General features: G+C 71.1%; 23 protein-coding genes and 2 pseudogenes. 17 read left to right on the forward strand and 8 right to left on the reverse strand.

What is annotated here, in order from left to right:
- Window positions 1–89 precede the first annotated feature (89 nt).
- The 5 genes and pseudogenes from ACIHIX_RS44170 to ACIHIX_RS44190 all read left to right on the forward strand — a co-directional run.
- Window positions 90–362, forward strand: a pseudogene (locus tag ACIHIX_RS44170) (SDR family NAD(P)-dependent oxidoreductase); the annotation flags it as partial.
- 226 nt (window positions 363–588) lie between these two features.
- The gene (locus ACIHIX_RS44175; protein ID WP_399966364.1) at window positions 589–840 is read left to right on the forward strand and encodes an SDR family oxidoreductase; all 252 of its coding nucleotides are present in this window, start codon (window positions 589–591) and stop codon (window positions 838–840) included.
- 1,004 nt (window positions 841–1,844) lie between these two features.
- Window positions 1,845–2,306, forward strand: a pseudogene (locus ACIHIX_RS44180) (hydroxylase); the annotation flags it as partial.
- Entirely contained in the window at window positions 2,303–2,908 is a 606-nt protein-coding gene (locus tag ACIHIX_RS44185) for a flavin reductase family protein (protein WP_399966270.1), read from the forward strand. The pseudogene ACIHIX_RS44180 and the gene ACIHIX_RS44185, both read left to right, overlap by 4 nt.
- Before the next feature lie 65 nt (window positions 2,909–2,973).
- A complete protein-coding gene (locus ACIHIX_RS44190; protein ID WP_399966365.1) occupies window positions 2,974–3,645 on the forward strand; it encodes a hypothetical protein in 672 nt (223 codons plus the stop codon).
- A gap of 68 nt (window positions 3,646–3,713) precedes the next feature.
- Here the strand turns inward: ACIHIX_RS44190 and ACIHIX_RS44195 are convergent, their stop codons facing one another.
- The 3 genes from ACIHIX_RS44195 to ACIHIX_RS44205 are packed head-to-tail and all read right to left on the reverse strand — an operon-like array spanning window position 3,714 to window position 6,383.
- Window positions 3,714–4,460 (reverse strand): SDR family NAD(P)-dependent oxidoreductase, encoded by a 747-nt coding sequence (locus ACIHIX_RS44195; RefSeq protein WP_399966271.1) that lies wholly within the window; start codon window positions 4,458–4,460, stop codon window positions 3,714–3,716.
- Window positions 4,461–4,470: 10 nt separating this feature from the next.
- Window positions 4,471–5,235 carry an SDR family NAD(P)-dependent oxidoreductase gene (locus ACIHIX_RS44200; protein WP_399966272.1) on the reverse strand — a complete coding sequence of 255 codons (765 nt, stop codon included), beginning with the start codon at window positions 5,233–5,235 and terminating at the stop codon, window positions 4,471–4,473.
- A gap of 23 nt (window positions 5,236–5,258) precedes the next feature.
- On the reverse strand, window positions 5,259–6,383 hold the full coding sequence (locus ACIHIX_RS44205) for an acyl-CoA dehydrogenase family protein (protein WP_399966273.1): 1,125 nt from the start codon (window positions 6,381–6,383) through the stop codon (window positions 5,259–5,261).
- A gap of 96 nt (window positions 6,384–6,479) precedes the next feature.
- Between ACIHIX_RS44205 and ACIHIX_RS44210 the strand changes: the two genes are divergently transcribed.
- Window positions 6,480–7,649: a thiolase family protein gene (locus ACIHIX_RS44210; RefSeq protein ID WP_399966274.1), complete on the forward strand. Its 1,170-nt coding sequence runs from the start codon at window positions 6,480–6,482 to the stop codon at window positions 7,647–7,649.
- Between the two features lie 45 nt (window positions 7,650–7,694).
- Here ACIHIX_RS44210 and ACIHIX_RS44215 read toward each other — a convergent pair whose 3' ends face one another.
- On the reverse strand, window positions 7,695–9,173 hold the full coding sequence (locus ACIHIX_RS44215) for an aldehyde dehydrogenase family protein (RefSeq protein WP_399966275.1): 1,479 nt from the start codon (window positions 9,171–9,173) through the stop codon (window positions 7,695–7,697).
- Between the two features lie 211 nt (window positions 9,174–9,384).
- Here ACIHIX_RS44215 and ACIHIX_RS44220 point away from each other — a divergent pair, with 211 nt between their 5' ends.
- Complete coding sequence (locus ACIHIX_RS44220) at window positions 9,385–10,644, forward strand: amidohydrolase family protein (protein WP_399966276.1); 1,260 nt, start codon at window positions 9,385–9,387, stop codon at window positions 10,642–10,644.
- 37 nt (window positions 10,645–10,681) lie between these two features.
- On the opposite strand, the gene ACIHIX_RS44225 is transcribed toward ACIHIX_RS44220, so the two are convergent.
- Window positions 10,682–11,683 carry an LLM class flavin-dependent oxidoreductase gene (locus ACIHIX_RS44225; protein WP_399966277.1) on the reverse strand — a complete coding sequence of 334 codons (1,002 nt, stop codon included), beginning with the start codon at window positions 11,681–11,683 and terminating at the stop codon, window positions 10,682–10,684.
- Between the two features lie 93 nt (window positions 11,684–11,776).
- On the reverse strand, window positions 11,777–12,550 hold the full coding sequence (locus ACIHIX_RS44230) for an enoyl-CoA hydratase/isomerase family protein (RefSeq protein WP_399966279.1): 774 nt from the start codon (window positions 12,548–12,550) through the stop codon (window positions 11,777–11,779).
- Between the two features lie 100 nt (window positions 12,551–12,650).
- Here ACIHIX_RS44230 and ACIHIX_RS44235 point away from each other — a divergent pair, with 100 nt between their 5' ends.
- The 3 genes from ACIHIX_RS44235 to ACIHIX_RS44245 are packed head-to-tail and all read left to right on the forward strand — an operon-like array spanning window position 12,651 to window position 15,528.
- Entirely contained in the window at window positions 12,651–12,962 is a 312-nt protein-coding gene (locus ACIHIX_RS44235; protein WP_399966280.1) for a hypothetical protein, read from the forward strand.
- 15 nt (window positions 12,963–12,977) lie between these two features.
- A complete protein-coding gene (locus ACIHIX_RS44240) occupies window positions 12,978–14,489 on the forward strand; it encodes a class I adenylate-forming enzyme family protein (RefSeq protein ID WP_399966282.1) in 1,512 nt (503 codons plus the stop codon).
- A 4-nt stretch (window positions 14,490–14,493) separates the two neighbouring features.
- A complete protein-coding gene (locus ACIHIX_RS44245) occupies window positions 14,494–15,528 on the forward strand; it encodes a phosphotransferase family protein (protein ID WP_399966283.1) in 1,035 nt (344 codons plus the stop codon).
- A 119-nt stretch (window positions 15,529–15,647) separates the two neighbouring features.
- Here the strand turns inward: ACIHIX_RS44245 and ACIHIX_RS44250 are convergent, their stop codons facing one another.
- Together ACIHIX_RS44250 and ACIHIX_RS44255 are read right to left on the reverse strand one after the other, a co-directional pair.
- Window positions 15,648–16,400: an SDR family NAD(P)-dependent oxidoreductase gene (locus tag ACIHIX_RS44250; RefSeq protein WP_399966284.1), complete on the reverse strand. Its 753-nt coding sequence runs from the start codon at window positions 16,398–16,400 to the stop codon at window positions 15,648–15,650.
- Window positions 16,397–17,716, reverse strand: coding sequence for an acyl-CoA dehydrogenase family protein (locus tag ACIHIX_RS44255; RefSeq protein ID WP_399966285.1), 1,320 nt, complete (start codon window positions 17,714–17,716; stop codon window positions 16,397–16,399). The genes ACIHIX_RS44250 and ACIHIX_RS44255 overlap by 4 nt, the downstream gene beginning before the upstream one ends.
- Window positions 17,717–17,819: 103 nt before the next feature.
- On the opposite strand from ACIHIX_RS44255, the gene ACIHIX_RS44260 reads away from it, so the two are divergent.
- Genes ACIHIX_RS44260 through ACIHIX_RS44290 form a run of 7 tightly spaced genes read left to right on the forward strand, consistent with a single transcriptional unit; the run spans window position 17,820 to window position 25,404 of the window.
- Window positions 17,820–19,052 (forward strand): CaiB/BaiF CoA transferase family protein, encoded by a 1,233-nt coding sequence (locus tag ACIHIX_RS44260; protein WP_399966286.1) that lies wholly within the window; start codon window positions 17,820–17,822, stop codon window positions 19,050–19,052.
- A gap of 24 nt (window positions 19,053–19,076) precedes the next feature.
- Window positions 19,077–20,276, forward strand: a complete 1,200-nt coding sequence (locus tag ACIHIX_RS44265) for a cytochrome P450 (RefSeq protein ID WP_399966287.1) — start codon at window positions 19,077–19,079, stop codon at window positions 20,274–20,276.
- A gap of 6 nt (window positions 20,277–20,282) precedes the next feature.
- Entirely contained in the window at window positions 20,283–20,750 is a 468-nt protein-coding gene (locus ACIHIX_RS44270) for a VOC family protein (RefSeq protein WP_399966288.1), read from the forward strand.
- Window positions 20,747–21,886 (forward strand): acyl-CoA dehydrogenase family protein, encoded by a 1,140-nt coding sequence (locus ACIHIX_RS44275; protein ID WP_399966289.1) that lies wholly within the window; start codon window positions 20,747–20,749, stop codon window positions 21,884–21,886. The genes ACIHIX_RS44270 and ACIHIX_RS44275 overlap by 4 nt, the downstream gene beginning before the upstream one ends.
- Window positions 21,887–21,890: 4 nt before the next feature.
- Complete coding sequence (locus ACIHIX_RS44280; protein WP_399966290.1) at window positions 21,891–23,390, forward strand: class I adenylate-forming enzyme family protein; 1,500 nt, start codon at window positions 21,891–21,893, stop codon at window positions 23,388–23,390.
- Window positions 23,387–24,622: a MaoC family dehydratase N-terminal domain-containing protein gene (locus tag ACIHIX_RS44285; protein ID WP_399966291.1), complete on the forward strand. Its 1,236-nt coding sequence runs from the start codon at window positions 23,387–23,389 to the stop codon at window positions 24,620–24,622. The genes ACIHIX_RS44280 and ACIHIX_RS44285 overlap by 4 nt, the downstream gene beginning before the upstream one ends.
- 17 nt (window positions 24,623–24,639) lie before the next feature.
- Entirely contained in the window at window positions 24,640–25,404 is a 765-nt protein-coding gene (locus ACIHIX_RS44290; protein ID WP_399966292.1) for a crotonase/enoyl-CoA hydratase family protein, read from the forward strand.
- Window positions 25,405–25,407 lie beyond the last annotated feature (3 nt).

The following is a 25,407-nucleotide window of genomic DNA, read 5'->3' on the forward strand; positions in this document are numbered from 1 at the left end:
TCTCAGAGGAGCAGCGCATGACCACCGTAGGAATAGTCACCGGTGCCGGACGCGGGATGGGAGAGGCATGCGCGCGGCGGCTGGCCGACATGGTCGACGTGCTGCTGCTCGTCGACCTGGACGGGGAGCGCGCGGCGGCCGTCGCCAAGGAGCTGAACGACGCCGAACTCCGGGCGACCGCCGAGCCCTTCGCCCTCGACGTCACCGACCGCGAGGGCCTGGCCCGGCTCGCCGAGCGGGTCGCGGAGGCCGGCACACTGCGGGCGGTCGCCCACGCGGCCGGCATCTCACCCACCATGGCCGACTGGCGCCGCATCTTCGAGGTGGACCTCGTGGGCACCGCGCTGCTGGCCGAGGCACTGCGCCCGCTGGCCACCGAGGGCACGGCGCACGTGTATTTCTCCTCGATGTCCCCCACTCTCGCCCGGGTCGAGCCCGACGTGGCCGCCGGCGAGATCCTGGACGAGCCGCTGCGGGAGGACTTCCTCGACCGGATCCGTGAGGCGGTCGGGCCGGACCTCGAGCAGTCCACGCTGGCCTACCCCTGGGCGAAGCACGGAGTGGCGCGCTTCGCCCCGCAGGGAAGCGGTGCGGCTCGGGCCCGTCGGCGCCCGCGTCTGCTCGCTCGCGCCCGGCATCATCGACACCCCGCAGGGTCGTCAGGAGGCGGCCAAGAGCTCGTCGATGCAGCGGCTCATCGAGGCCACACCTCTCGGCCGGACCGGCCGCTCGGAGGAGGTCGCGGCCGTCGTGGCCTTCATGCTCTCGGACGAGGCGAGCTTCCTGAACGGCATCGACATCCTCGTCGACGGCGGTGTGGTCGCGGCCGTCAGCAGGTGACGACCGCGGCGGACACACAGCCCGGGGCGGACCGGGGGACCGGCCCGCCCCGGGCTCTTTCGCCGTCTGACGTGGCGGCCCTCTGTCCGGCGCCCTCACCAGCCGGTTCCCCGAAGTCAGGGCGGTGCCGGCGCCGCGCCGCGCCCACGCCTCACGCCGGGCGGGTGAGTCCCGGTCAGCGGAAACCGCTCAGCGAGCGCTGGTTCCCGCCCTCGACACTGGGGCCGTCTGGCCGCCGGGACGCGCGGCACATGCGAGGGATCAGTGACCAGGAGGTGTGCGCCGTGACGCATGAAGTGGTCGGCCGGGTCGAGGAGTTGGGTGCGGAACTCGCCGGGCTCGCCGACGAGAACGAGTCACTCGGCAAGCTGAGCGACCGGACCGTCGAACTGCTCCGCTCCGCGGGGGTCATACGGCTGCTGCAGCCCAAGGAGTTCGGCGGATTCGCCGCCCACCCGCGGGACTTCGCGGAAGCGGTGATGGCGGTCGCCCGGCACGACGGCGCCGCCGGCTGGGTGAGCGGCGTGGTCGGGGTGCACCCGTGGGAGCTGGCCCAGCTGGACCCCCGGCTCGCGCACGAGGTCTGGGACGACGATCCGGACACCTGGATCGCCTCGCCGTACATGCCCAACGGCATCGCCGACCCGGTCGAGGGCGGCTATGTACTGAGCGGACGCTGGCCGTTCTCCTCCGGCAGCGACCACTGCCGCTGGGACTTCCTCGGCGCGCTCCTCGGCGACGGCAAGGGCAAGCCCGCCGGTCCCATCAGCGTGCTGCACGTCGTCCTGCCCCGCGACGACTACGAGATCATCGACGGCACCTGGGACGTCGTCGGACTGTCCGGCACCGGCAGCAAGGACGTGGTCGTCGACAAGGCGTTCATTCCCGCGTACCGCACCATCAGGCAGGAAGCGGTCCAGGAGGGAACCGCCGCCGAGGCGGTCGGGCTGACCGACACGCTGTACAAACTGCCGTTCAGCTCGATGTTCCCGCTCGGCATCACCGCCGCGGTCATCGGCATCTGTGAAGGCGCCCTAGCCGTCCACCTGGGCCAGCAGAGGGACCGGGTCGCGGTGACCGGCGTCCAGGTGCGTGACGACCCGTACGTCCTCTACGCCGCAGGGGAGGCCGCGGCGGAGATCGCCGCCTCGCGGGTCCAACTGATCGACGGCATCAGCCGGTTGTACGACCGGGCCGAGGCGGGCAAGCCCATCAGCCTCCAGGACCGCGCCGACGTACGCCGCAACCAGATCCGTTGCGCCTGGCGGGCCGTCTCCGCGCTGGACGAGATCTTCGCCCGGTCGGGCGGCAACGCGATCCGGCGGGGCAATCCGATGCAGCGGTTCTGGCGGGACGCCCACGTCGGACTCCAGCACATGATCCATGTGCCCGGCAGCGCCTACCACGCCAACGCCCTGGCACAGATGGGACTCGAACTGCCCGAGCCGATGCGCATCCTGATATGAGCGACGGCGCGACGCACTCCCGGACGCCGGACGCGGACGCGATCGACGCCCGGCGCTTCCGTGACGTCCTGGGCAACTTCCCCACGAGCGTGGTCGCGATCACCGCCACGGATCCCGAGCAGCGGCCGCACGGCATGATCGTCGGCACCTTCACCTCCGTGTCCCTCGACCCGCCCCTGGTGTCCTTTCTGGCGGACCGCTCCTCCGTGACCCTGCGGACGATCAGGGGCGCGGGCCGCTTCTGTGCCAACGCCCTCGCGGGCAACCAGGAGCGGCTGTCGCGGCAGTTGGCGACCGGCCCGGCGGCGCGGCGGTTCGAGGGCACGCCCTGGCGGGCCTCACCGCTGGGCAATCCCGTGCTGGACGGGATCGTCGCGTGGGTGGACTGCGCGGTGGAGCAGGTCGTCGAGATCGGAGATCACCTGCTGGTCGTGGGACGGGTCCGGGACCTGAGGGTCGAGTCGCCCAAGACCCCGCTGCTGTTCTTCCGGGGCGGGTACGGCGACTACCTGTCGAGCGCGGGCCTGCTGCTGGACAGGCTCGTGGGCTGGGACGAGATCGGCCGGCAGACATCGGCCGGAACACAAGGGAGCCGCAGATGAAGAAGGACCTCCATATAAGACTGCAGAGAGTGTCGGCGTGGTGCGGCGTTCTCCTGTTCGTGGGGATGCTCGTCGCGTTCTCCATAGGCCATCTGTATCCGCCGATGAGCCCGACGGAGAGCCCCGACGACATCGTCGCCTTCCTTCACGACCACCGCACGGCGATCCTCACCTGCGTCGCCCTGATGGTGCTGCTCGTCCCGTTCGAATACCCGTATGTCGTCGTGACGAGCATGCAACTGCGCCGGGTCGAGGGCGGCTGGGGACTGCTGTCCATGATCCAGCTCACCACGGGCGTGGTGGCCCCGCTCGGGTTCTTCTTCCCGCTCGCGATCCTCGCCGCCGCGGCCTACCGTCCGGAGAACCACTCTCCTGACGTCCTGTCCGCGATGGTCGAGACCTTCTGGCTCATGTTCGTCGGCAACGCCTGCATCTTCGTCCTGCAGGTCTGGTCGATCGGATACGCGTCGTTCGTCGACCACACCCGCCAAAGGCCGCTCTTCCCGCGCTGGTACGGCTGGCTCAGCGTGGTGCTGGGAGTGACGCTCATCCCGGGCGCCTTCGTCTTCCTCAACCAGACCGGACCGCTCGCCTGGAACGGATTCCTCGCATACCTCGTCCCCTCGATCGCCTACGCCTTGTGGAAGATCGCCACACCGTATGTGCTGCTGAAAGCGATCACCGACGAGGAGAAGGAGTTGGCCGGGAAGCCGGCGAACGAACCGGTGACCGTGTAGGACAGCCGGGCAGGACAGCCGGGTGGCCCCGCGGTGAACGCCGCGGGGCCACAGCCGTGTCGGCGGGGCTAGACCGACAGCGCGAACCCGCCCGTCACCCGCAGCGTCTCGCCGGTGACGAAGGACGCCTTCGAGGACACCAGGTAGAGCAGTGCCTCCACGATGTCCTGCTCCTCGCCCTCGCGCCGGAGGATCTGCTCGCCCAGGACGCGTTCGGTCTCGGCGGCGGACAGTTGAGCCCTCACGGTGTCGGTGAGGATGAGGCCCGGGGCGATCGCGTTGACCCGGATGCCCTGGGCGGCGAACTCCCGCGCGAAGGACATGGTCAGGCCCCTGACGGCGAGCTTGGAGACGCCGTAGATGCTCCGGTTCGCGTAGGCGGCCGACGAGGAGATGTTGACGATGCTCGCGCCGGGCCGCCCCCGCATTGCCTCATGGGCCGCCAGCGAACAGATGACGACGCCCATGACATTGACGTCGAGCACGCGTCGCACGTCGTCCAGTCCCAGCTGGGTGAAGGGCTTGTTGTAGGCGGCGTGCAGTCCGGCGTTGTTGACCAGGATGTCGAGTCCGCCGTGGCGTTCGGTGATGTCGCGGATCACGGCGCCGACATCGTCCTCGTCCGCCACGTCGCAGGTGACCCCGGTCGCGGGCAGACCCTTCGCGGTGAGTTCCGCCGCCGCGTCGGCCGCCGCGGCGCCGTCGATGTCCGCGAGCACGACATGGGTGCCGCCCGCCGACAGCGCCTCTCCGAACGCCTTGCCGAAGCCGCGACCGCCGCCGGTGATCAGGGCCACTCTGCCGTGATGTTCCATCAGCACATCCTCACTTCGGGCCGAACCGCTGGCCGGCGTCGAGCCGCAGGCACTGGCCGTTCAGCATCGGGTTGTCGACGACCGCGAGGGCGAGCTTCGCGTACTCCTCGGGCCGCCCCAGCCGACGGGGGAACGCGGCGTCCTTCACCAACGTCGCCCGCGTCTCGGCGGGGATCTTCTCGGTGGCGCCCGTCTCGAACAGACTGGGCGCGATGGCGACGACACGGATACCGAGCGAGCCGAGGTCGCGGGCCATGGTGAGGCTCATCGCGGCGATGGCAGCCTTGGCCGCCGAGTAGGCGACCTGGCCGATCTGCCCCTCGAACGCGGCGATCGAGGACGTGTTGACGATGACGCCGCGTTCCCCGTCGGGCTCCTCCGCCTCGTTGCGGCTCATGTGCGCGGCGGCCAGACGGCTGATGTTGAAGGTGGCGACGGCGTTCAGATCGAGTACTCGGCGAAAGGTCTCCAGGTCGTGCGGCCCGGCCTTGCCGAGCGTGCGCCCCACGCTGCCCCCGCCGGCGGTGGTGACCGACACGTGCAGCCCGCCGAGAGCCGCCACAGCGGCGTCCAGCGCACTCTCAGTCCCTTCGAAGTCCGTCACGTCGACGGGGTGGAAGCGCCCCTGGAACGCCGCCGCGACCTCGGCGCCGGCCGACGTGGGACGGTCCAGTACGGCGACCTCGGCGCCGCGGGCCGCGAGGAGCTCGGCGGTCGCCCGGCCCATGCCGGAGGCGCCGCCGAACACCACGGCCTTCTTGCCCTTGATCTCCATCGGGAGCCTTTCGGTTCGCACTCTCAGGCGGACACGCCGGGCCGTCGCAGGAGGGTGCACAGCCGATCGCGGTGCACGGCGGCGTCGCCGTACAGCACGCTGTCCGCCCGGGCCCGGCGCAGGTGGAGGTGGAGCTCGTGCTCCCAGGTGAAGCCGATACCGCCGTGCAGTTGGAGGGCCCGGGCCGCGACCTCGCCGGCCGCTGCCGCGACGTACGAGGCGGCGGCACAGGCCGCCCGCTCGGCGTCGTCGGCGCGCGCATCGGCGGCCATCGCCGCGTAACCTGTGGCGGCCCGGGTCGCGTGGACCAGGAGTGCCATGTCGGCGCACGCGTGCTTGACGGCCTGGAACGTGCCGATCGCCCGGCCGAACTGCACACGGGACGTGGTGTGTTCGACCGTGAGCGCCAACATGCGGTCCATCACCCCGAGCGCGTCGGCGCAGCGGAGCACCGACGCCTCGTCGAGCAGCCGCTGGACGGCGTCCGGCCCGCCGATGAGCCGGCGCTCCCGTGGGACCCGTACGCCCTCGAACCGGACCTCGTGGAACGAGCGGGTCAGATCCAGCACCTGCTGCCGACGGACGCTGACACCGCGCGCCGTGCGGTCGACCAGGAACGACGCCGGAACCCCGTCGTGGCGGGCGGTGACGAGCAGCCAGCGGGCGCCCCCCGCGGCCTGGACCGCGGTCTTGACGCCGTCGAGGACGATCGCGTCCCCGTCGGTCCGGGCGGTGGCGTGGACGCCGTCGAGAGTCCAGGGGGCGCGCGGCTCGGCGAAGGCCCACGCGGCCCAGCCCGTGCCGGAGGCGAGTTCGGGCAGTACCTCGGCGCGCACGTCGGGCGTGCCCGACATGGCGAGCGCCCGGCCGACGAGCACCGTCGGCGTGAACGGGACCCGCCCCAGCGCCCGCCCGATCTCCTCCGCGACGAGCGCGAGTTCCACGAGGCCCTGGCCGGTGCCGCCGTACTCCTCGGGCAGCCCCAGGCCGGGCCAGCCCGATCGGGCCGTCAGCCGCCACACCTCGGGATCGACGTCCTCGTCGCGCTCCGTCCAGGCCCGGACGTGCCCGATCGGGGCCCGCTCCGACAGCAGGTCGCGCGAAGCCTCGCGCATCAGGCGCTGCTCCTCACTGAGCTCGAAGTTCACCGTAACAAGGTATCCTCTTTTATTGGATGGGTCGAGAGATCGTGCAATCTCGCAGGCTTGCTGTCGATCAACGCGACATTTAAGTACTCTGAATTCATGGATGCCGTTCTGCTCTCCGCGTGCCGCACCGCGATCGGAACCGCCCGCCGAGGGGCGCTGCGGGACACCGACGCCTTCACCCTCGCCACCGTCGTCGTCCGTGAGGCCGTGCGGCGCAGCGGGCTGAACCCCGAGGTGATCGACGACGTCGTCCTCGGCGAATCCCTCGCGGGAGGTGGTGACATCGCCCGCTACGCAGCGCTCCAGGCGGGACTGACGCATGTTCCCGGCCTCGCGCACAACCGTCACTGCGCCTCCGGCCTCGCGAGCGTGGCGACCGCCGCCGCGAGCGTACGGGCCGGCATGGACCGGGCGGTCGTGGCGGGCGGGACCCACTCGTCCTCCACGGCGCCCCTGGCCCGGCGACGCATCCCGGGAACCGCCGACTGGCAGGACCCCTGGATGGCGCCGACCCATGTCCCGACGTCCGAGGCGCCCAACGACGACATGGGTGTCCTCGTCGGCTGGAACACGGCCCGGCTGGCCGGGCTCACCCGCGCGGAGATGGACGCCTGGGCGCTGCGTTCCCACGAGCGAGCCCTACGGGCCGTCGACGAAGGCCGGTTCACCGAGGAGATCGTGCCGGTCGAGGTCACCGGCCGCGCCGGGGCCGGCTCGGTCTTCGACACCGACGAGCATCCGCGGCGGGACACCAGCGCGGAGAAGCTCGCCGCGCTGAAGGTGCTGCACCCCGAGATCGAGGGGTTCTCCATCACCGCGGGCAACTCCAGCGGTGTCAACGACGGTGCGGCGGCCGTCGTCGTCGCCGGTTCGGACCTGGCCGCCGCGCACGGCCTCGCGCCCCTGGCGACGCTACGGGCCTGGGCGAGCGTGGGCGTCGACCCCGTCGAGACCGGGCTCGCGCCCGTCGCCGCGATCCGCAAGGCCCTTGGCCGCGCCGGACTCGGCGTCGACGACGTCGACCTGTTCGAAGTCAACGAGGCCTTCGCCGCGGTGGCCGTGGCGACCACCCGTGAGCTGGGTCTCGACCCGGAGCGGGTCAACCCGTTCGGCAGCGGGTGCAGCCTCGGCCACCCGATCGCTGCCACCGGCACCCGCATGATCGTCACTCTCGCCCACGAGCTGCGCCGCCGGGGCGGCGGGACCGCGGTGGCGGCCATGTGCGCGGGAGGCGGCATGGGCTCGGCCATGGTCCTGACCGTGTGACCGTGGCGGGCGGCACGTCGAGACGCGTACCGCCCGCCACGCCGCTCACCGCGCGGCCCAGCTGACCGTCTTGGTCTGCAGGTACTCGTCCAGCCCGAACTCTCCCCATTCCCGACCCAGTCCGCTCTGCTTGTACCCCCCGAACGAGGCCCGCGGATTCACGCCGGCGCTCCCGCCGTTGATCGTGACGCCACCGGCCCGGATGCGGGACGCCATGTCGTACGCGGCCACGGTGTCGGCGCTCCAGACGCCGCCGGCGAGACCGTACGGGCTGTCGTTGGCGATCTGTACCGCCTCGTCGTCCGTACGGAAGGGGATGACGACTCCGACCGGTCCGAAGAACTCCTCACGGGCGATGGTCATGTGGTTGTCGACAGCGGTGAAGAGGGTGGGTTCGACGAAGTAGCCCCGGTCGAGGCCTGCCGGGCGTTTCCCGCCCCGCACGAGGCGCGCCCCCTCCTCCTCGCCGATCCGGATCAGCTTCTCCACCTTGTCCCGCTGTGCCGCGCTGATCAGCGGGCCCATGGTGGTGGAGGGGTCGGCCGGGTCGCCGGTCCTGACCTCGGCGAGTGCCGCGCTCAGCCGGGCGACGTACTCGTCGTGGACGGACTCGTGGACGAGCGAGCGGGTCAGCAGCGAGCAGCCCTGGCCCGCATGGGTGGTGATGCCCACGAACGCAGACCGCACGGCGCCGTCGAGATCGCCGTCGGCGCGGACGATGGTGGCGGACTTGCCGCCGAGCTCCAGGACGACCTTCTTCAGAGAGGCCGCCGCCTGGGCGTAGACCAGCCGCCCCACGCTGTCCGACCCGGTGAAGCTCACCAGGTCGACCATGGGATGGGTGGTCAGCTCGCGCCCCGCTTCGGCATCGCCGGTGACGATGTTGAGTACGCCGGGCGGCAGTCCGGCGGCGTCGGCGAAGTCGCCGATCAGCAGCGACTCCAGGGGAGTGGCGGGGGCCGGTTTCAGCACGGCGGTGCAGCCCGCTGCGAGGGCCGGGATGACCTTCATCATGCTGAGGAAGAAGGGGAAGTTGTAGGCGGATACCAACGCGCACACGCCGAACGCCTCGCGACGCAGCACTCCTTGGGAGATGCCGATGCCCGGGGCGACCGTCGGGTCCATCGGACGTTCCCAGGAGAAGGCCGGCATGACCCGCTGGGCCATGTCGCGCAGATGCGCCACCGGGACCCGTGTCTGCAGGGTCTCGGCGAGCACACGGACCGAGCCGGCCTCGGCCATGTTGACCGCCACGAGTTCGGGCAGCCTGCGCTCCATCTCCTCGGCCATGCGCAGCAGGACGGCGGCTCGTTCGGCGGGCGTCATCCGCGGCCAGGGCCCCTCGTCGAAGGCGCGCCGGGCGGCCTCCACGGCTTCCCGTACGTCCGCGGGCGAGGAGCCCGGCACCTCGGCGACCGTCTCCTCCGTGGCCGGGTTGCGGACGAGGATCGGGGTGTCGGACCGGCCGTCGGTGCGGCGTCCGTCTATGTAGAGCTGCGATGCGAACGAGTACGCCGTTGCCATGTGCCGTCTCCTGATCGCCTGCGGGCCCCCGATGATTGAGTGTACGTAATTACCTCGGATGGGGAAGGTGTGATGCTTCTCAGCCTCAATCCGTATGCCGAATGATTGACTGGACCGATCGGTACAGCTAACTTCGGCCTCATCCCCGGGTGGGTTCTGTCACGAACGACGAGGTTCGAAAGAGGTACCGCCTGTGTTCAAGGAATTTGTCGTGTCCGGCGATTCGCACATCATCGAGCCGGTCGATCTGTTCAAGTCCCGACTGCCCAAGCAGCTACGCGAACGGGCCTTGTGGGAAGAGGAGTTCACGCTCGATGAGCCGATCGTTCCGGGCGGCCACACCGAGTTCAAGAAGCTGCACACCATCGGGTTCGACGGCTGGACCATCTCCAAGTACCGCCAGCTGGGCGGGGAGACCCCGGACGGCGATCCGGACCACATCATCCGGGACATGAACCTCGACGGTGTCGACGCGTCGGTCATGTTCCCCAACCTCTCGCTGTTCGTGCTGTTCACCGACGACCACGAGTTGTCCATGGCACACGCCCGCGTGTGGAACGACTACCTCGTCGAGCGCTATCTGCCCTACAAGGACCGGCTGCGCCCCACCGCTGCGATCCCGCTCACGGACGTTCCCGAGGCCGTGGCCGAGATCGAGCGCTGCGCGCGGATGGGCCTCGGCGCGATCCTGCTGCCGGAGATCCCGCCCCTGCCGTACTACGCCCGGGAGTACGACCCGGTGTGGGCCGCGGCCCAGGCGCACGGGCTGCCCGTGTTCATTCATGTGGCGACCGGCGGGGTCAAGGTCAAGGAGCAGGTGTCCGGGACGGCGCAGACCGTCCGGGGCCTGATGACGGCCATGAACATGGGCAAGGGCAACCTCACCGACGACATGGTGGCCGGCCGGACGATGGGCAGCGCGGTCGGCTCGGCGGTGGCCGGTCCGCAGGGCATCATCGCCAGCCTCGTCGGCGGCGGGGTCTGCGAACGCTTCCCGGACCTGCACTTCAACCTGATCGAGTACACCGCCGGCTGGCTCGTCTCCTTCATGGGCTACATGGACAAGGCCTGGAAGACGGGCACCGGCCAGGACCCCGACTGGTGGCTCGGCTTCTGGGACGACAGCCGTGGGCCGGGCGAACAGCCCTCCATGGGACGGCTGTTCGCCATCAACGACCAGTGGCCCTACCCGCTCAAGCCCACCGAGTACGTCCGCCGCCAGATCCATGTGCAGTTCGCGGACGACCCGACCGCCGTCAAGGCCCGTCACATCACCGGACTGTCGACGGTGATGTGGGGCAATGACTACCCGCACGCGGAGGGCACCTTCCGCAGCAGCGCCGAGTGCATCGCCGAGAACTTCGACGGCGTCCCCGACGAGGACCGGGCCGCCATCCTGGGCGGCACGCTCGCCGACGTGGTGCACTTCGACAAAAGCAGGAAACTGGCGCCCCTTCCGCAGGACGCCTGAACCCGAGACCGGCCCCGGAAGCTCCGGGGCCGGTACCTCATTCCTGACCGGGCACGGAGTCGAGCAGTGCGAGGCTGGACAGGGCGTAGGCCGCCCGGCGCCGGGCGCTCACCAGGAAGCTGGGGGGCGCGAAGTAGCCGACGTCACGGGGCAGGGACCCCGCGCGGCGGGCGAGGGCGTCCTTGGCGTCGGCGGTGGTCCCGCACACGGCGATCTTGGTGAGCATCTCGTCGGTCACCGCCCGCGCCATCGCGTCGGTGTCGCCCGCGCGGAACGCCGCCCGCAGTCGTGCGACGGGCTGCTCCCAGCCGTGGTGGGCCACAAAGGGGTCGTACGTCCTGACCGTGAGATAGAAGGCGATCATCCGCCGCGCGTCGACGATCGCACGTTCGGGAGCCGCGTCGTCGACCGCCGTGATGACCCAGCCGTGTTCGAGGAGGTGTGACCCACGGTCGTGGCCGCCGCGCTCGACGGAGGGCCGTACGACGTCGTTCCACCAGGAGCCCGTGAACAGCCCGTGGCCGATCACGCCGTCCGCGGTGCGGCCCGCGGCGGTGGCCATGCCGGTGTTGAAGGCGGCCAGCAGGACGGGGATGTCGAGCCGGCCCAGCACCGGAGCGCGGACGTCGGCGTCAATGTCGTAGAACTCGCCGGAATAGCGCACCCGTTCGCCGTTCTCCGCGCGGAGCCAGGCGCGCACGGCGCCCACGGTCTCGGCGATCCGGCCCACGGGACGTTCGGGGGGCACACCGAGCCAGTCCCGGTTGACGCGGAACGCGGCGCTGCCGAGGCCGAGGAAGAGTCGGCCCGGTGCCTGGGCGTGCAGCTGGCGCAGGGCGGTGGCGTGCGCGTAGGGGGTGCGGGCGAAGGCGTAGGCGATGGCGGGTCCCGCGAGAGCGTGTTCGGTGTTCGCCACGATCTCGGCCACCGTGAGATAGGCGTCGTGGTCGGCGAACTCCCCGGCGCAGAAGGCGCCGACCCCCGCCCGCTCGGCCTCCCGGCCTACGTCCCGGCCCGGCCAGGGCATGCCGAAGCGCATCAGAGCCTCCCGATACCTGAGTCGATCACCTGAGTCGATACCCGAGCCAATCCCGTAAAACAGTACACTGTTTTACGGGAGGGGAGGGAAGTGTCAGCGCAGTTTCCACTGCCCCCGGGGCACGGTGGAGCGGTCGATCTCCGCCTTCCCGATCGGGTTGCCGATCTCGGTGTACGACAGTCCGGTGCGCAGCGCCTGGGTGCGGGTCGCGTCGAGGGACTCCCAGATCGCGCGGACCGTGCCCTGGATCGCGGCGGGCGGCTTCGCGGCGATGATCCGCGCGATCTCGTCGGCCCGGCCCCACAGTCGTTCGCGGGGCAACACCTCGCTGACCAGGCCGATCTGGAGGGCGCGCGCCGCGGACACGCGCTCGTCGAGGCCCAGCAGGGCGATGCGCAGCGCCTCGCCCAGCGGGATGCGCCGGGCCAGGCCGATCGGCTCCAGGGCCGCGGTGAGTCCGTAGCTGACATGGGGGTCGAAGAACGTGGCCTCCTGCGAACAGATCATGATGTCGGCCTCGTTGAGCCAGTAGAAGGCGCCGCCGGCGGCCATCCCGTGCACCGCGCACACCAGGGGTTTCCACACCTGGTTGAGCTTCGGGGACAGGAACTCCCCGGGATCGCTCCGCGACCAGACGTTGGGGTGGCGGTCGATGCCCTCCTTGACGTCCATACCCGTGCTGAAGGCCCGTTCGCCGGCGCCGCGCAGCACGACGACGCGCACGTCGTCGTCGGACTTGACGGTGTGCCAGAGAGCGGAGAACTCCTCCAGCATCCGCTGGTTGAAGCCGTTCATGACCTCGGGGCGGTCGAGGGTGATCGTCGCGACGTGGTCGGTCACGTCGTACAGCACGGTCTCGAGTTCCATCCGGCATCTCCGTTCTCGACGCGATCGAAGAAAGCAGTATACTCTTCTCGGGTTACTCGGTATCGCTGACGCGGTACCACGAGAGCCGCGGAGGACTGCGATGAGGCCACGCGTGGGGCAGATGCTCGCCAGTACGGTCGACACCACGGCGGTGATCGTCGTGCGGTGCCCGGACGAGGACCTGGAGATCACGTGCGGCGGGGCCGCCATGACGGAGGGGGCCGGTCCGGACGGCGGTGCCACCGGTACACCCGACCCCCAGCTGATGGGCGGTGCGCTGCTCGGCAAGCGATACGCCGACGAGGGCCTCGGCCTTGAACTGCTGTGCACCAAACCCGGGCAGGGCACCCTCGCCGTCAACGGCGCACCGCTGCCCATGAAGAGCGCCAAGCCACTGCCGGCGTCGGACTGAGGGGGCGGGCGGTCCGTGAACACAGGGATGCTGCTGGACATGGCCGCCGAGGGATTCGGCGACCGCGTCGTCATCGGACGCACCGACGACGGACTGACCGCCGGGCGGCTGCGCGAACTGGCCATCGGTGGGGCGCACTTGGTGCACACATCCGGTGCCGACGCCCTCGTGTACCTCGCGGTGAACGGCCCGGCCTTCCCGGTCGCGTTGTTCGCGGCGGCCCGCGCCGGAGTACCGCTGGTCCCGGTCAACTACCGTCTCGGCGCGGCCCAGCTCGACGCGCTGCTGGCGAACCACCCCCGCGCACTGGGCATCGCCGACCCGGAGCACGGCGAGGCGCTGCGCCGCACCGGACTGCCGTCCCTCACCCCGGCCGAATGGCTGGCACGAGCCGGCGAACAGCCACCCGGCGCCGATCCGGTGCCGTCCGACGCGCCAGCCGTCCTCATCTACACCAGCGGCACCACGTCCGCACCGAAGGGCGTGGTCCTGCGCCACCAGAACCTGGTGTCGTACGTGCTCGGCACCGTGGAGTTCGCCGCTGCCGCCCCTGACGAGGCAACCCTGGTGAGCGTGCCGCCGTACCACATCGCGGCCGTGTCGAATGTGCTGACGAACCTGTACGCGGGGCGCCGGGCCCTGACGCTGGAGCAGTTCACACCGGAGGGCTGGCTCGGTCTCGTCCGGGAGCAGAGGATCACCCACGCGATGGTGGTGCCGACGATGCTCGCCCGCGTCATGGACACCGACGGCCTGGACCGCTCGGTGCCCTCCCTGCGCACGCTCGCCTACGGCGGGGCCCGGATGCCGGTGCGGATCATCGAGACGGCGCTGCGCGAGTGGCCGCGGGTGGACTTCGTGAACGCCTACGGGCTCACCGAGACCTCGTCCACGATCACGGTGCTCGGGCCGCAGGAGCACCGGGCGGCCGTCGCCGGCGACGAGCCCGTGGTGCGGGCGCGGCTGGGATCGGCGGGTCGGCCGGTGCCGGGTGTCGAACTGGAGATACGCGACCCGGCCGGCGCGCTGGCCGGTCCCGGCGAGAGCGGCCAGATCTGGGTGCGCGGCGAGCAGGTGTCGGGGGAGTACACCGGGCTGGGCGCCGCGGTCGACGAGCGGGGCTTCTTCCACACCCGCGACCAGGGACACCTCGACGTCGACGGCTACCTCCACATCGAGGGCCGAGCCGACGACACCATCATCCGCGGCGCCGAGAACATCGCTCCGGCGGAGATCGAGGACGTGCTGCTCGGCCATCCGGACGTGCTCGACGCGGTCGTGGTGGGCGTCCCGGACGAGGAGTGGGGTCAGCGGATCGAGGCGGTGGTCGTGCTGCGTGACGGCGTGACGGTCGATCCCGACACCCTGCGCGCGCGGGTGCGCGGCACCCTGCGCGGCTCGAAGACGCCCGATCGCATCAGCCACTGGCCCGAACTGCCGCGCACACCGACCGGCAAACTCGTCCGCCGCGACATCGTCGAGGCGCTGACCGCCGCACGCCGCCAGGCCGTCGGCCGACAGGGATGAGAACATGACCGTCACATACAACAGCGCAGGTCTGATCGCGGAGTTGACGTGGCGCACGGCCGTCGCGCTGCGCGGCTGGGCCCCCGACACCGCGGTGGAGTCGGTCGAACCGCTCGCCGGCGGTACGTCCAGCCTCACCTACGTCGCTCGGCTGGCGGGCGCTCCGGTACCGTACGAGCGTGTCGTGCTGAAGGTGGCCCCGCCCGGCCTGGAACCGGTCCGCAACCGGGACGTGCTGCGGCAGGCGCGGCTGATGCAGGTGCTGGCCGGGGTGGCGGGGGTACGGGTGCCGAAGGTGCTGTTCACCGACAAGGGCGCGCCCACGGCCCAGCAGCCCTTCGTCGCGATGGAGCTGGTGGCCGGCGACTGCGTGGAGCCGGTGCTCGTGCCCCGGGGGACCGTGCCCGCGGGGCAGGTGCGGGCCCGCGCCCTCGACGCCGCCCGCATGCTCGCCCGGCTGCACCGCGCGGACCCGAAGCGAACGCCCCTGGCGGTGGAGCCCGTTGTGACGCTCGGTGCCGAGATCGACCGCTGGACCCGGGCCTTTACCACCGTCCCCGACGACCTGCGCACCGGCTACCTGGCGGTCGCGGACCGGCTGCACGCCACGATGCCCGCGGCGATGATGCCGGTGTTCACCCACGGCGACTACCGGCTCGGCAACACCCTCTGCGCGGGTGACTCGGTCACCTCGATCATCGACTGGGAGATCTGGGCGCTGGGCGACCCCCGTGTCGATCTGACCTGGCTGACCTTCTTCACCGACGAGGCCCGGCACCCGGCTTCGCCGTCCGACGAGCCGACCGGGATGCCGGGCAAGGCCGAACTGGTCGACGCCTACCAGGAGATCAGGGGCGAGCCCCTGCGTGACCTGGCGTGGTTCGAGGCACTGACCAAGTACAAGGAGTCCGCCGCGACCGCCCTGCTGATCAAACGCGCCCGCAAGGCGGGGGAGCTGAAGGACATGCACCGGCGGATGCTGCCCGCGCTGCCGGTGTTGCTGGCGGAGGCGACGGAACTCCTGGGCCGTAGCGGCTAGGCGCTCCGCTGGAAGTGCCGCGTGATGCCGTCGTTCGGCTGCGCCGTTGTGGCTGGTCGCGCAGTTCCCCGCGCCCCTTGAGGGCGTTGCCGAACCGCAGTCGACTTCGCCCAGTCCGCTCAGTACAGCCCGCCGTCCACCCGGATCAGTGAGCCGGTGGTGTAGCTGGAGGCGTCGCTCGCCAGGTACAGGGCGGTGGTGATGATCTCCTCGGGGCGGCCCGGGCGGCCGGCCGCGCTGCGTGTGGTCCGGCGCTTCTCCTGTGACCAGGCCTTGGAGATGTCGGTGAGGAACGGGCCGGCCGAGAGGGTGTTGACGCGCACCTTCGGGCCGTACTCCAGGGCGAAGACGGTGGTGAGGGCGTTGAGCGCGGCCTTGGCGCCGGCGTAGGGCCCGAACCGCGGCTGGGGGAACAGCGCTCCGGAGGAGGAGACGTTGATGATCGAGCCGCCGGCGCCCTCGGACATCCGCTGCCCGATCAGGGAGGCGAGCCGGAACGGGCCTTTGAAGTTGACCCCGATGATTTTGTCGAACAGTTCCTCGCTCGTCTCGGCCGAGGAGGGCGCGAGCGGTGACATACCGGCGTTGTTGACCAGCACGTCGACCTTGCCGTAGGCGTCGTACGCGGTGTCGGTGAGCCGGGCCAGGTCGGCCCAGTGGCCGACGTGGGCGGCGACCGGGAGGGCGCGGCGGCCGAGGGCGTGGACCTCCTCGGCGACCTTCTCGCAGGCGTCGGCCTTGCGGCTGGCGATCACCACGTCGGCACCGGCGGCGGCGAAGGCGAGGACCATCTCCCGCCCCAGCCCGCGGCTCCCGCCGGTGACCAGGGCGACCTTGCCGGAGAGGTCGAACAGCTCGGCGGGGGGTTTCACGCCTCCACCCGGCCCGTGAGGCCGTGGTCGTCGATGATGTGCGCGTAGCGTTTGCGCGCGGCTTCCCGCTTGGGCGGGAGGTGCTCGGTGGGGAACAGGCCTTGTGCCGGACGGTAGTTCTTGAGCAGTTGCCTGGCGATGGTGGTGCGGTGCACCTCGGTCGGGCCGTCGGCGAGGGCGAGGTTCGGGGCGGCCATCCACCATTTGGCGAGGGGGAGTTCGCCGGTGGTGCCGAGCGAGCCGTGCAGATGGACCGCCCGCTGGATGATGTCGTGCAGCACCTTGGCCGTCTGGACCTTGCACATGGCGATCTGGGTGCGCGCGGCGCCGTGCGGCTGGGTGTCGATGAGCCAGGCCGTGTGGAGGACGAGCAGCCGGAACTGCTGGAGTTCCACCCAGGAGTCCGCGATGAACTGCTGCACCGCCTGCTTCTCGGCCAGCAGCGTGCCCTGGGTCCGGCGGGACAGTGCCCGCTCGCACATCATGTCGAAGGCCCGGGTGCACTTGCCCACCGTGCGCATGGCGTGGTGCACCCGGCCGCCGCCGAGGCGGGCCTGGGCGACCGCGAAGCCCTCGCCCGGGCCGCCGAGCAGGGCATCGAGCGGCACCCGGACCTGGTGGTAACGGATGTAGGCGTGGATGCCCTCGTCCAGGCCCTCGCGTTCGTCCATCGTGCCGACGTTCCGTTTGATCTCGATGCCGGGAGTCTCGGCCGGGACGATGAACATCGACATGCGCCGGTGCGGCGGGGCGTCCGGATCGGTGACCGCCATGACGATCAGGAAAGCCGCGTAGCGGGCGTTGGAGGAGAACCACTTCTCACCGTCGACGACCCACTCGTCCCCGTCCCGCCAGGCGCGGCACTCGAACTCCTTGGGGTCGGCGCCCGCCTGCGGCTCGGTCATCGAGAACGTGGAGACGATCTGCCCGTCCAGCAGCGGCTGGAGATAGCGGGCCTTCTGCTCCGCGGTGCCGAACATGGCGAGGATCTCGGCGTTACCGGTGTCGGGGGCGGCGGTGCCGAACACCGTCGGGGCCCAGTAGGAGCGGCCGAGGATCTCGTTGAGGAGGGCGAGCTTCACCTGGCCGTAGCCGGGTCCGTCCAGTTCGGGGCCGAGATGGCAGGCCCACAGTCCCTGCTCCCGTACCTGGCGCTGCAACGGTCCGAGGATCGCGCGCGACTTCTCGTTGCGGGTGTCGTACGGGTCGCCGCCGTGCGGGAAGAGGAGGTCGAGCGGCTCGACCTCGTCGCGTACGAAGGCAGCCGCCCAGTCCAGCTTGGCCTGGAAGTCAGGCTCGATCGTGAAATCCAGCATGAGAAAAACAGTATACTTATTGTTGCTCTCGGTCCATACTCAAGGGCAGACTCGGCCTATTGGGTATGCGCAATAGGTGATGAGCCGCAGAGGAGTTGGTCCGATGCAGAGGCCGATGGAGGGCGTTCGCGTCCTTGAGGTCGCCCAGTTCACCTTCGTCCCGGCGGCCGGTGCCGTGCTCGCCGACTGGGGCGCGGACGTGATCAAGATCGAGCATGCGGAACGCGGTGACGCCCAGCGCGGGCTGGTCCGCGTGCTCGGCTACGACGCCGTCAGCGGGGGATCGTCGTTCGCCCCGATCGTCGAGGGCCCCAACCGGGGCAAACGCAGCGTCGGCCTCGCTCTGGAGAAGCCGTCCGCCCGCCCGGTCCTGGAGGAACTGATCCGGGGCAGCGACGTCTTCCTCACCAACTTCCTGCCCGAGGCGCGGGCCAGGCTGCGGATCGATGTGGAGGACGTCCGGGCGGTCAACCCCGACATCGTCTACGTCCGGGGCAGCGGCTTCGGGCCGCGCGGTGCGGAGGCCGGCAAGGGCGGCTACGACAGCACGGCGTTCTGGGCCCGCGGCGGCAGCGCCGCGGGGGTCACCCCGCCCGGCGCGGAGCGCATGACCCGCATGCCGGCCGGGGCCTACGGCGACAACGTGGGCGGGATGACGATAGCGGGGGGAATCGCCGCCGCGCTCTACTCCCGGGCCGTGACCGGTGAACCGTCCGTCGTGGACGTGTCGTTGCTCGGCGTGGGCGCCTGGGCCACGCAGTTCACCGTCAACATGGCGCTGATGGCCAAAGGGCCGCTTCCGGTGCACACACCACCCCGGTACGGCTCGGTCACGAACCCGCTCGTCGGCGCCTACCGCTCCTCGGACGGCCGCTGGATCGAACTGTCCATGCTGCAACCCGGCCGGTACTGGGCGGAGTTCTGCACCCTGGTCGGCCGCGAGGACCTGGCCGGCGACGAGCGCTTCGGCCGCACCGAGAAGCTGATGGCGAACGCCGCCGAGGCCGCCGAGATCGTCGCCGCGGTCATCGCCTCCCGTCCCTACGCGCACTGGGTGGAGATCCTCTCCCGGGGCGAGGGCCAGTGGGCGTCCGTCCAGAACGCCTGGGAGGTCGGCCAGGACCCGGCCCTGCGCGCCAACGGTCTCATCGCGTCCGTGGTGGATGCCGACGGGGTCGACCGTGAACTCGTCGCCAATCCGGTCCAGTTCGACGAGACCCCGGCCGGCCTCACCCGTGCGCCCCAGTTCGCGGAACACACCGACGAGGTCCTGCGCTCCCTCGGCCTGAGCGACGAGGAGCTCATCGCGCTCAAGATCGACGGCGCGGCGACCTGACGGACTGACGAGTAAGGAGCCGTGATGAGTACGACGCTCGAACCCGACGGAACCCACGAAGGGCTGCCCGCCTACCACTTCGACAACCGGCTCGGCGGCCCGGTCCTCAGCCACCAGCGGCGCTGGGACGAGATGGCCGGCGCCCACGACGGCTTCCGCAGCACCATCGCCCGCGGCTACTGGGTCGTCACCGACGGCTCCGAGGTGCAGAAGGCGCTCCAGGACTGGCGGACGTTCTCCAACAAGTCCGTGACCGCGCTGGAACCCGATCCGAAGTTCCTGTGGATCCCTGAGATGCTGGACCCGCCCACGCACAGTGTGTGGCGGCGGCTGCTCGGCCGCTACTTCTCACCGAGCAGCGTCGCCGCCCGGGAGCCCGAGGTCCGCGAGGTCGCGGGGCGGATGATCGACGACCTGACGAGCCGCGACGGCGCCGACGTGCTCGACGCGTTCGCACGCCGGTTCCCGACCCTGATCTTCATGCGGCTGATGGGCCTGCCCGAGGAGGACCTGCCGACCTTCCTCGCGTGGACCCATGAGCTGCTGCACCTCTCCCACGGCGAGGACCCCGACGGCACCCGCCAACTGACCGCCATGCGCGAGGTGTCGGCCTACTTCGAGGAACAGATCGCCCTGCGCCGCGGCACACCGCGCGACGATCTGCTCTCCCACGCCATGACCTGGACGATCGACGGCGACCCCATCGACGACCGGGACATGCACGCCTTCTGCGTGCTGATGTTCCAGGCCGGCTTCGACACGGTCCCCATCTCCATCGGCTGGGCGCTCTACCACTTCGCCACGCATCCCGAGCAGCGGGCGGAGATCCTCGCCGATCCCTCCCTGGTCCCCACCGGCGTCGAGGAGATCCTCCGCGTCTACTCGTTCGTCGTACCGGCGCGCAAGGCGAGGAGGGACGTCGAGATCGGCGGATGCCCGGTCAAGGCGGGGGAGATGGTGATGCTCCCGCTCGCGGTCACCAACCGCGACCCCGACCGGTACGACGACCCCCTCCAGGTGGACCTGCACCGCAAGGCCACGAACCACATCGCGTTCGGCTCCGGCCCGCACCGCTGCCTGGGCTCCCACCTGGCCCGCCTCGAACTCAACGTGGCGGTCGAGGAGTGGCACCGGCGCATCCCCGAGTACCGGATCGCGCCCGGCCAGGACCTGTGGCAGCACGGCAACATGTACGGCATCAAGTCCCTGCGACTGGAGTGGTGACTGGCCATGACCGCTCCCCTCAGCGCGACGGATCTCTACCACACCGGGATCGTGGTCCCGGACGTCGAGGCCTGGAAGTCCAGGATGACCGAGGTCGCGGGCCACAGCTGGACCGAGACCATGTCCGCCCGGCTCCCGGTCCGGCTGGCGGACGGCGACCGGACACTGGACCTGCGCTACGCGTACTCGCTCGACGCCCCGCACCTCGAACTCGTGCAGGAGATCCCCGGAACGCCCTGGACCGCGACCGAGCACCTCGCGACCCATCACCTGGGCTACTTCTGCGACGACCTCATCACCACGTCCAAGCGGCTCACGGAAGCGGGGTTCGCGCTGGAGGCGTGCGCGGTGATCGACGGCACGCCGTCGGTGTTCGCCTACCACCTCGCCCCCAGCGGCCTGCGGATCGAGATCGTGGACCGCGCGAGGATCCCCGACTTCGACGCCTACCTGAGTGCGAAGGCGCCGGCGTGAGCGCGACGTTCACCAAGGAGCAGGAAGCACTCCGCGCGACCCTGCGCCGCTTCCTCGCGGCCAAGGCACCGAGCGACGCGGTGCGCCGGTCGACGGAGTCCGCGCAGGGACACGACCCACTGCTCTGGCGCCAGATGGCGGACGAACTCGGCCTGCACGGACTGGCGGTGCCCGAGGAGTACGGCGGCTTCGGCGGCGGCCCCGTCGACCTCGGCATCGTCCTGGAGGAATTCGGCCGGACCCTGCTGCCCTCACCGTACTTCGCCACCGTGGCCCTCGCCGGACAGGCCCTCGTCGCGTCCGGCGACCCCACGGCCAAGGCCCGCTGGCTGCCGTCGATCGCCGCCGGCACGCTGACCGGCACGCTCGCGCTCACCGAGGAGAGCGGCTCCTGGAACATCGAGGACACGGCGACCGAGGCCGTCCACGACGGTGCCGGGTGGCGGGTGTCGGGCACGAAGATGTTCGTCGTCGACGGTCACACCGCCGACCTGCTCCTCGTCGTGGCCCGCGCCGACACCGGACCCGCGCTGTTCGCCGTCGAGGGTGACGCGGCCGGCGTGACCCGCCTGCGTCTCGACCCCCTCGATCCGACGCGACGGCTGGCACGCCTCGACCTCGACGGGGCTCCGGCGCTGCGCGTGGGCGCGGACGGCGACGCCACCGCGTATCTGCGCACCGTGCTCGACCTCGCGGTCGTCGCGCTGGCCGCCGAACAGGTCGGCGGGGCCCAGGCATGCCTGGACGCGGCGGTGGAGTACGCGAAGGTGCGGGTGCAGTTCGGCCGCCCCATCGGGTCGTTCCAGGCGGTCAAGCACAAGTGCGCCGACATGCTGCTGAAGGTCGAGGGCGCCCGGTCGGCGGCCTACCACGCCCTGTCGGCGGCGGCCGGAGACAACGGTGAGCTGCCGGTGTCCGCCGCGCTCGCCGCCGCGTACTGCGCGGACGCCTTCACTCACGCGGCCAAGGAGAACATCCAGCTGCACGGCGGCATCGGCTGCACCTGGGAGCACGACGCGCATCTGTATCTCAGGCGCGCGAAGTCGTCCGAGCTGCTCCTCGGAAGCCCGGCGGCACACCGGAGACGGCTGGCCGACCTGGTCGGGATCTCCGTGACCACGGCGAAGAAGGGCTGAGCACGTGGGAATCGGGGACCGACTGTCCCGGCTGCTGACCGAAGCGGCCGCCGACGCGGAGGCGATCGAGCACGAGGGGCAGTGGTGGACCTGGGGGCAGGTCCAGCGGACCGCCCAGCACGTCACCGAGGCTCTGGACACGGCGGGTCTGAAGACCGGCGCCCGCGTCGGCGTCGTCCTCGAGAACCGGCCCGAGCATGTCGCCACGGTCGCCGCCGTGATCGCCTCCGGACGTTGTCTGGTCATGCTGAGCCCGTTGCAGCCAGCTGCTCGGCTCGCCGCGGACATCGCGGGCTGCGCACTGCCCGTCGTCGTCGCCGGAGCCGAACCGCTCGCCCGCGAGGGCGTGGCGGGGGCGGTCACCGCTCACGGTGCTGCCCTGGAACTGGGCACCGACGGCACTCTGCGACCCGCGGGCGGCAAGGCACCCGCCGAGGCGGCCCCGGCCGCCCCCGGCGTCGCCCTGGAGATGCTCACCTCCGGCACCACCGGACCCCCGAAGCGTGTCCCGCTGCGCATCAGCCAACTCGACCAGGCCCTCGTCTCCGGCGGCCAGATCCCGAAGGCGGAGCGGCTGCTGTCGCGGTCGGCGGCGCTCGTGGCCGCGCCGCTCGTGCACATCGGCGGCCTGTGGCGCGCGCTCGCCTGTCTGGCGACGGGCCGCCGCATGCTCCTGATGCCCAAGTTCGCCGTCGAACCGTGGGTGAGCGCCGTGGAGCGGCACCAGCTGCGGGCGGCGAGCCTGGTCCCCGCGGCCCTGCGCGCGGTGCTCGACGCCGGTGTGCCCAAGGAGCGGCTGGCGAGTCTGCGGGTCGTGACCTCCGGTACCGCGCCCTGCCCCGCCGAGCTCGCGGAGGGGTTCTCGCGGGCGTACGGCATTCCGGTTCTGATGACCTATGGGGCCACGGAGTTCGCCGGAGCCGTGGTCGGCTGGACGCTTCCGCTGCACGAGCGGTGGTGGCGGCGGAAGGCGGGCAGCGCCGGACGGGCCTTCGAGGGCGTCGAGTTGCGGGTGACCGGCGAGGACGGGGCCGAGCTGCCCGTCGGCAGGACGGGACGGCTGGAGGTCCGTAGCGAGCAGAGCACCCGGGGCGGCGGGGACTGGACACGAACCAGTGATCTCGCCCGCATCGACGCGGACCGGTTCGTCTGGATCGAGGGACGAGCGGACGACGCCATCATCCGCGGCGGCTTCAAGGTGCAACCGGACATCGTCAAAGGCGTGCTGGAGACGCACCCCGCCGTGCGAGAGGCCGCCGTGGCCGGACTCGCGGACACGAGGCTGGGCGAGGTGCCGGTCGCGGCGGTCGAGGCCGAGCCGCGCCGCCCCGCCCCGCACCCCGGCGAACTCGTCGCCCACTGCCGGGCACGGCTCACGCCGTACGAGGTCCCGGCCCACATCATCGTCGTCGACGCACTGCCCCGCACCCCTTCGAGCAAGGTCAGCCGAGTGGAGCTGCTGGAGCTCGTGCGCACCCGGATCGCACAGGAGGCACGCAGTTGACCACCGCCGAGCAGTTCGGCCTGCTGACGGACGAGGCCGTGGAGCGTTCCCGCCGCCGCCTCGGCGTTCCCGAGCCCCAGCGCAACCCCCCGCACAACTACGAGGTGACCTGGGACGGCGTACGCCACTTCGCCTACGGCTACGGCGACGACAACCCCCTGTACTGCGAACCGGCGCACGCGGCCGCGACCCGCTGGGGGACGCTGATCGCGCCGCCCACCTTCCTGTACACGATGGGTGAGGACGCCGCCCCGGCGCCGGACGCCGACACCAGGGCGCTGCTCAAGGGCGACCCCTTCGCCGGGCTGGGGTCCTACCAGGCGGTGATGGAGTTCGAGTGGTGGCGCCCGCTTCGACTCGGCGACCGCTGCCGGGTGTTGCAGACTCAGGTGGGCGTCGATCTCAAGCCCAGCCGCTTCGGCGGCCGCACCGCCCATGTCGTCCGCGACTACCTCTACACCGACGGACACGGCGAGCTGCACGCCCTCAGACGCGGCACCTGGATCAACGCCGAGCGGCACACCTCGAAGAAGCGGGCCAAGGAACGCCTCGTCCAAGGGCCCTACAGCCCTGACGAACTGGCCGATATCGACGCGGCGTACGCCGCCGAGACCCGGCGCGGCGCCGCCCCCCGCCACTGGGAGGACGTCGAGATCGGCGAGGAACTCCAATCCCGGGTGAAGGGGCCGTTGACCACCACGGACGTGGTCGTCTGGCATCTGGGCTGGGGCATGCAGCTCACCCCGCCCGGTGTGTTCGGGATCGCCGCGAAGGTCCGACGCAAGGCGCCCGGCCTCTACCCGCCGAACGCGTTGAACATCCCCGACACCGTGCAGCGACTGCACTGGGAGCCCGAGCGGGCACGGGAGTTGGGGCTGCCCGGACCCTACGACTACGGGGGTATGCGCGAGACCTGGCTGTGCCATCTGCTCACGGACTGGATGGGCGACGACGGCTGGCTGTGGAAACTGCGCTGCGAGCACCGCAGGTTCAACTACGTCGGCGACACCACCTGGGTGCGCGGCACGGTCGTCGACAAACGGCAGTTGGACGGACGGGCCGAGGTATACGTCGAGGTGCGCTGCGAGAACCAGCGCGGTGAGATCACCACGCCCGGCATGGCGGTCGTCCTGCTGCCGACCCGCGAGCGCGCCGTCGAGCTGCCCCGGCCTCCCGCCGCGGACCTGGACGGCATGGTCGCCCACGAACTGTCCCGGTTCGCCGTCAACTGAGAACGCAGGAGGCACACATGTCGGACGACGTACTGGTGGAACGCCACGGCGCGGTCCAGGTCATCACGATCAACCGGCCTAAGGTGAGGAACGCGCTGGACGCGTCGGTGGCCGCCGGAGTGATGGCAGCGGTGGACGAGCTCGACGAGTCGGACGAACTACGGGCGGGGGTCCTGACCGGGGCCGGTGGCACGTTCTCGGCGGGGATGGACCTCAAGGCCTGGCTGCGCGGCGAGACGCCGGGCATCGAGGGCCGCGGTCTGTGCGGAATCACCATGACCCCGCCGCGCAAGCCGCTGATCGCCGCGGTCGAGGGATGGGCGCTGGCCGGCGGGTTCGAACTCCTGCTGGCCTGCGATCTCGTCGTCGCCTCGCGCACGGCACGGCTCGGCGTGCCCGAGGTGAAGCGCTCGCTGGTCGCCCGCGCGGGCGCCGCCCTCCACCTGCCGCGCCGTGTCCCGTACGCCATCGCCCTGGAACTGCTGCTGACCGGCGAACCCATCGATGCCGAACGAGCAGCCGTGCACGGCTTGGTCAACCGGCTCACCGAGGAGGGCGGCGCGCTCGGGGGCGCGCTGGAACTCGCCCGGACCATCGCGGCGAACGGGCCTCTGGCGGTCGCCGCGACCAAGGAGATCGCCCGCTCCACCGCCGACTGGACCCTGGACGAGGCGTGGGGCAGGCAGTTCGACATCGCCGAGCCGGTGTTCCGGTCGCAGGACGCCCGGGAGGGCGCGGCGGCCTTCGCGGAGAAGCGGGCGCCGGTCTGGAAGGGACGCTGACGC

The organism is Streptomyces sp. NPDC051913, assembly GCF_044593635.1.
Classification (GTDB): domain Bacteria; phylum Actinomycetota; class Actinomycetes; order Streptomycetales; family Streptomycetaceae; genus Streptomyces.

What these genes read in the sequence shown, in the direction of transcription:
- ACIHIX_RS44185 (WP_399966270.1), top strand. Translation starts at nt 2,303, where the DNA reads ATGAGCGACGGCGCGACGCACTCCCGGACGCCGGACGCGGACGCGATC.
- ACIHIX_RS44190 (WP_399966365.1), top strand. Translation starts at nt 2,974, where the DNA reads ATGCTCGTCGCGTTCTCCATAGGCCATCTGTATCCGCCGATGAGCCCG.
- ACIHIX_RS44195 (WP_399966271.1), bottom strand. Translation starts at nt 4,460, where the DNA reads ATGGAACATCACGGCAGAGTGGCCCTGATCACCGGCGGCGGTCGCGGC.
- ACIHIX_RS44200 (WP_399966272.1), bottom strand. Translation starts at nt 5,235, where the DNA reads ATGGAGATCAAGGGCAAGAAGGCCGTGGTGTTCGGCGGCGCCTCCGGC.
- ACIHIX_RS44210 (WP_399966274.1), top strand. Translation starts at nt 6,480, where the DNA reads ATGGATGCCGTTCTGCTCTCCGCGTGCCGCACCGCGATCGGAACCGCC.
- ACIHIX_RS44215 (WP_399966275.1), bottom strand. Translation starts at nt 9,173, where the DNA reads ATGGCAACGGCGTACTCGTTCGCATCGCAGCTCTACATAGACGGACGC.
- ACIHIX_RS44225 (WP_399966277.1), bottom strand. Translation starts at nt 11,683, where the DNA reads ATGCGCTTCGGCATGCCCTGGCCGGGCCGGGACGTAGGCCGGGAGGCC.
- ACIHIX_RS44230 (WP_399966279.1), bottom strand. Translation starts at nt 12,550, where the DNA reads ATGGAACTCGAGACCGTGCTGTACGACGTGACCGACCACGTCGCGACG.
- ACIHIX_RS44235 (WP_399966280.1), top strand. Translation starts at nt 12,651, where the DNA reads ATGAGGCCACGCGTGGGGCAGATGCTCGCCAGTACGGTCGACACCACG.
- ACIHIX_RS44245 (WP_399966283.1), top strand. Translation starts at nt 14,494, where the DNA reads ATGACCGTCACATACAACAGCGCAGGTCTGATCGCGGAGTTGACGTGG.
- ACIHIX_RS44255 (WP_399966285.1), bottom strand. Translation starts at nt 17,716, where the DNA reads ATGCTGGATTTCACGATCGAGCCTGACTTCCAGGCCAAGCTGGACTGG.
- ACIHIX_RS44260 (WP_399966286.1), top strand. Translation starts at nt 17,820, where the DNA reads ATGCAGAGGCCGATGGAGGGCGTTCGCGTCCTTGAGGTCGCCCAGTTC.
- ACIHIX_RS44265 (WP_399966287.1), top strand. Translation starts at nt 19,077, where the DNA reads ATGAGTACGACGCTCGAACCCGACGGAACCCACGAAGGGCTGCCCGCC.
- ACIHIX_RS44270 (WP_399966288.1), top strand. Translation starts at nt 20,283, where the DNA reads ATGACCGCTCCCCTCAGCGCGACGGATCTCTACCACACCGGGATCGTG.
- ACIHIX_RS44290 (WP_399966292.1), top strand. Translation starts at nt 24,640, where the DNA reads ATGTCGGACGACGTACTGGTGGAACGCCACGGCGCGGTCCAGGTCATC.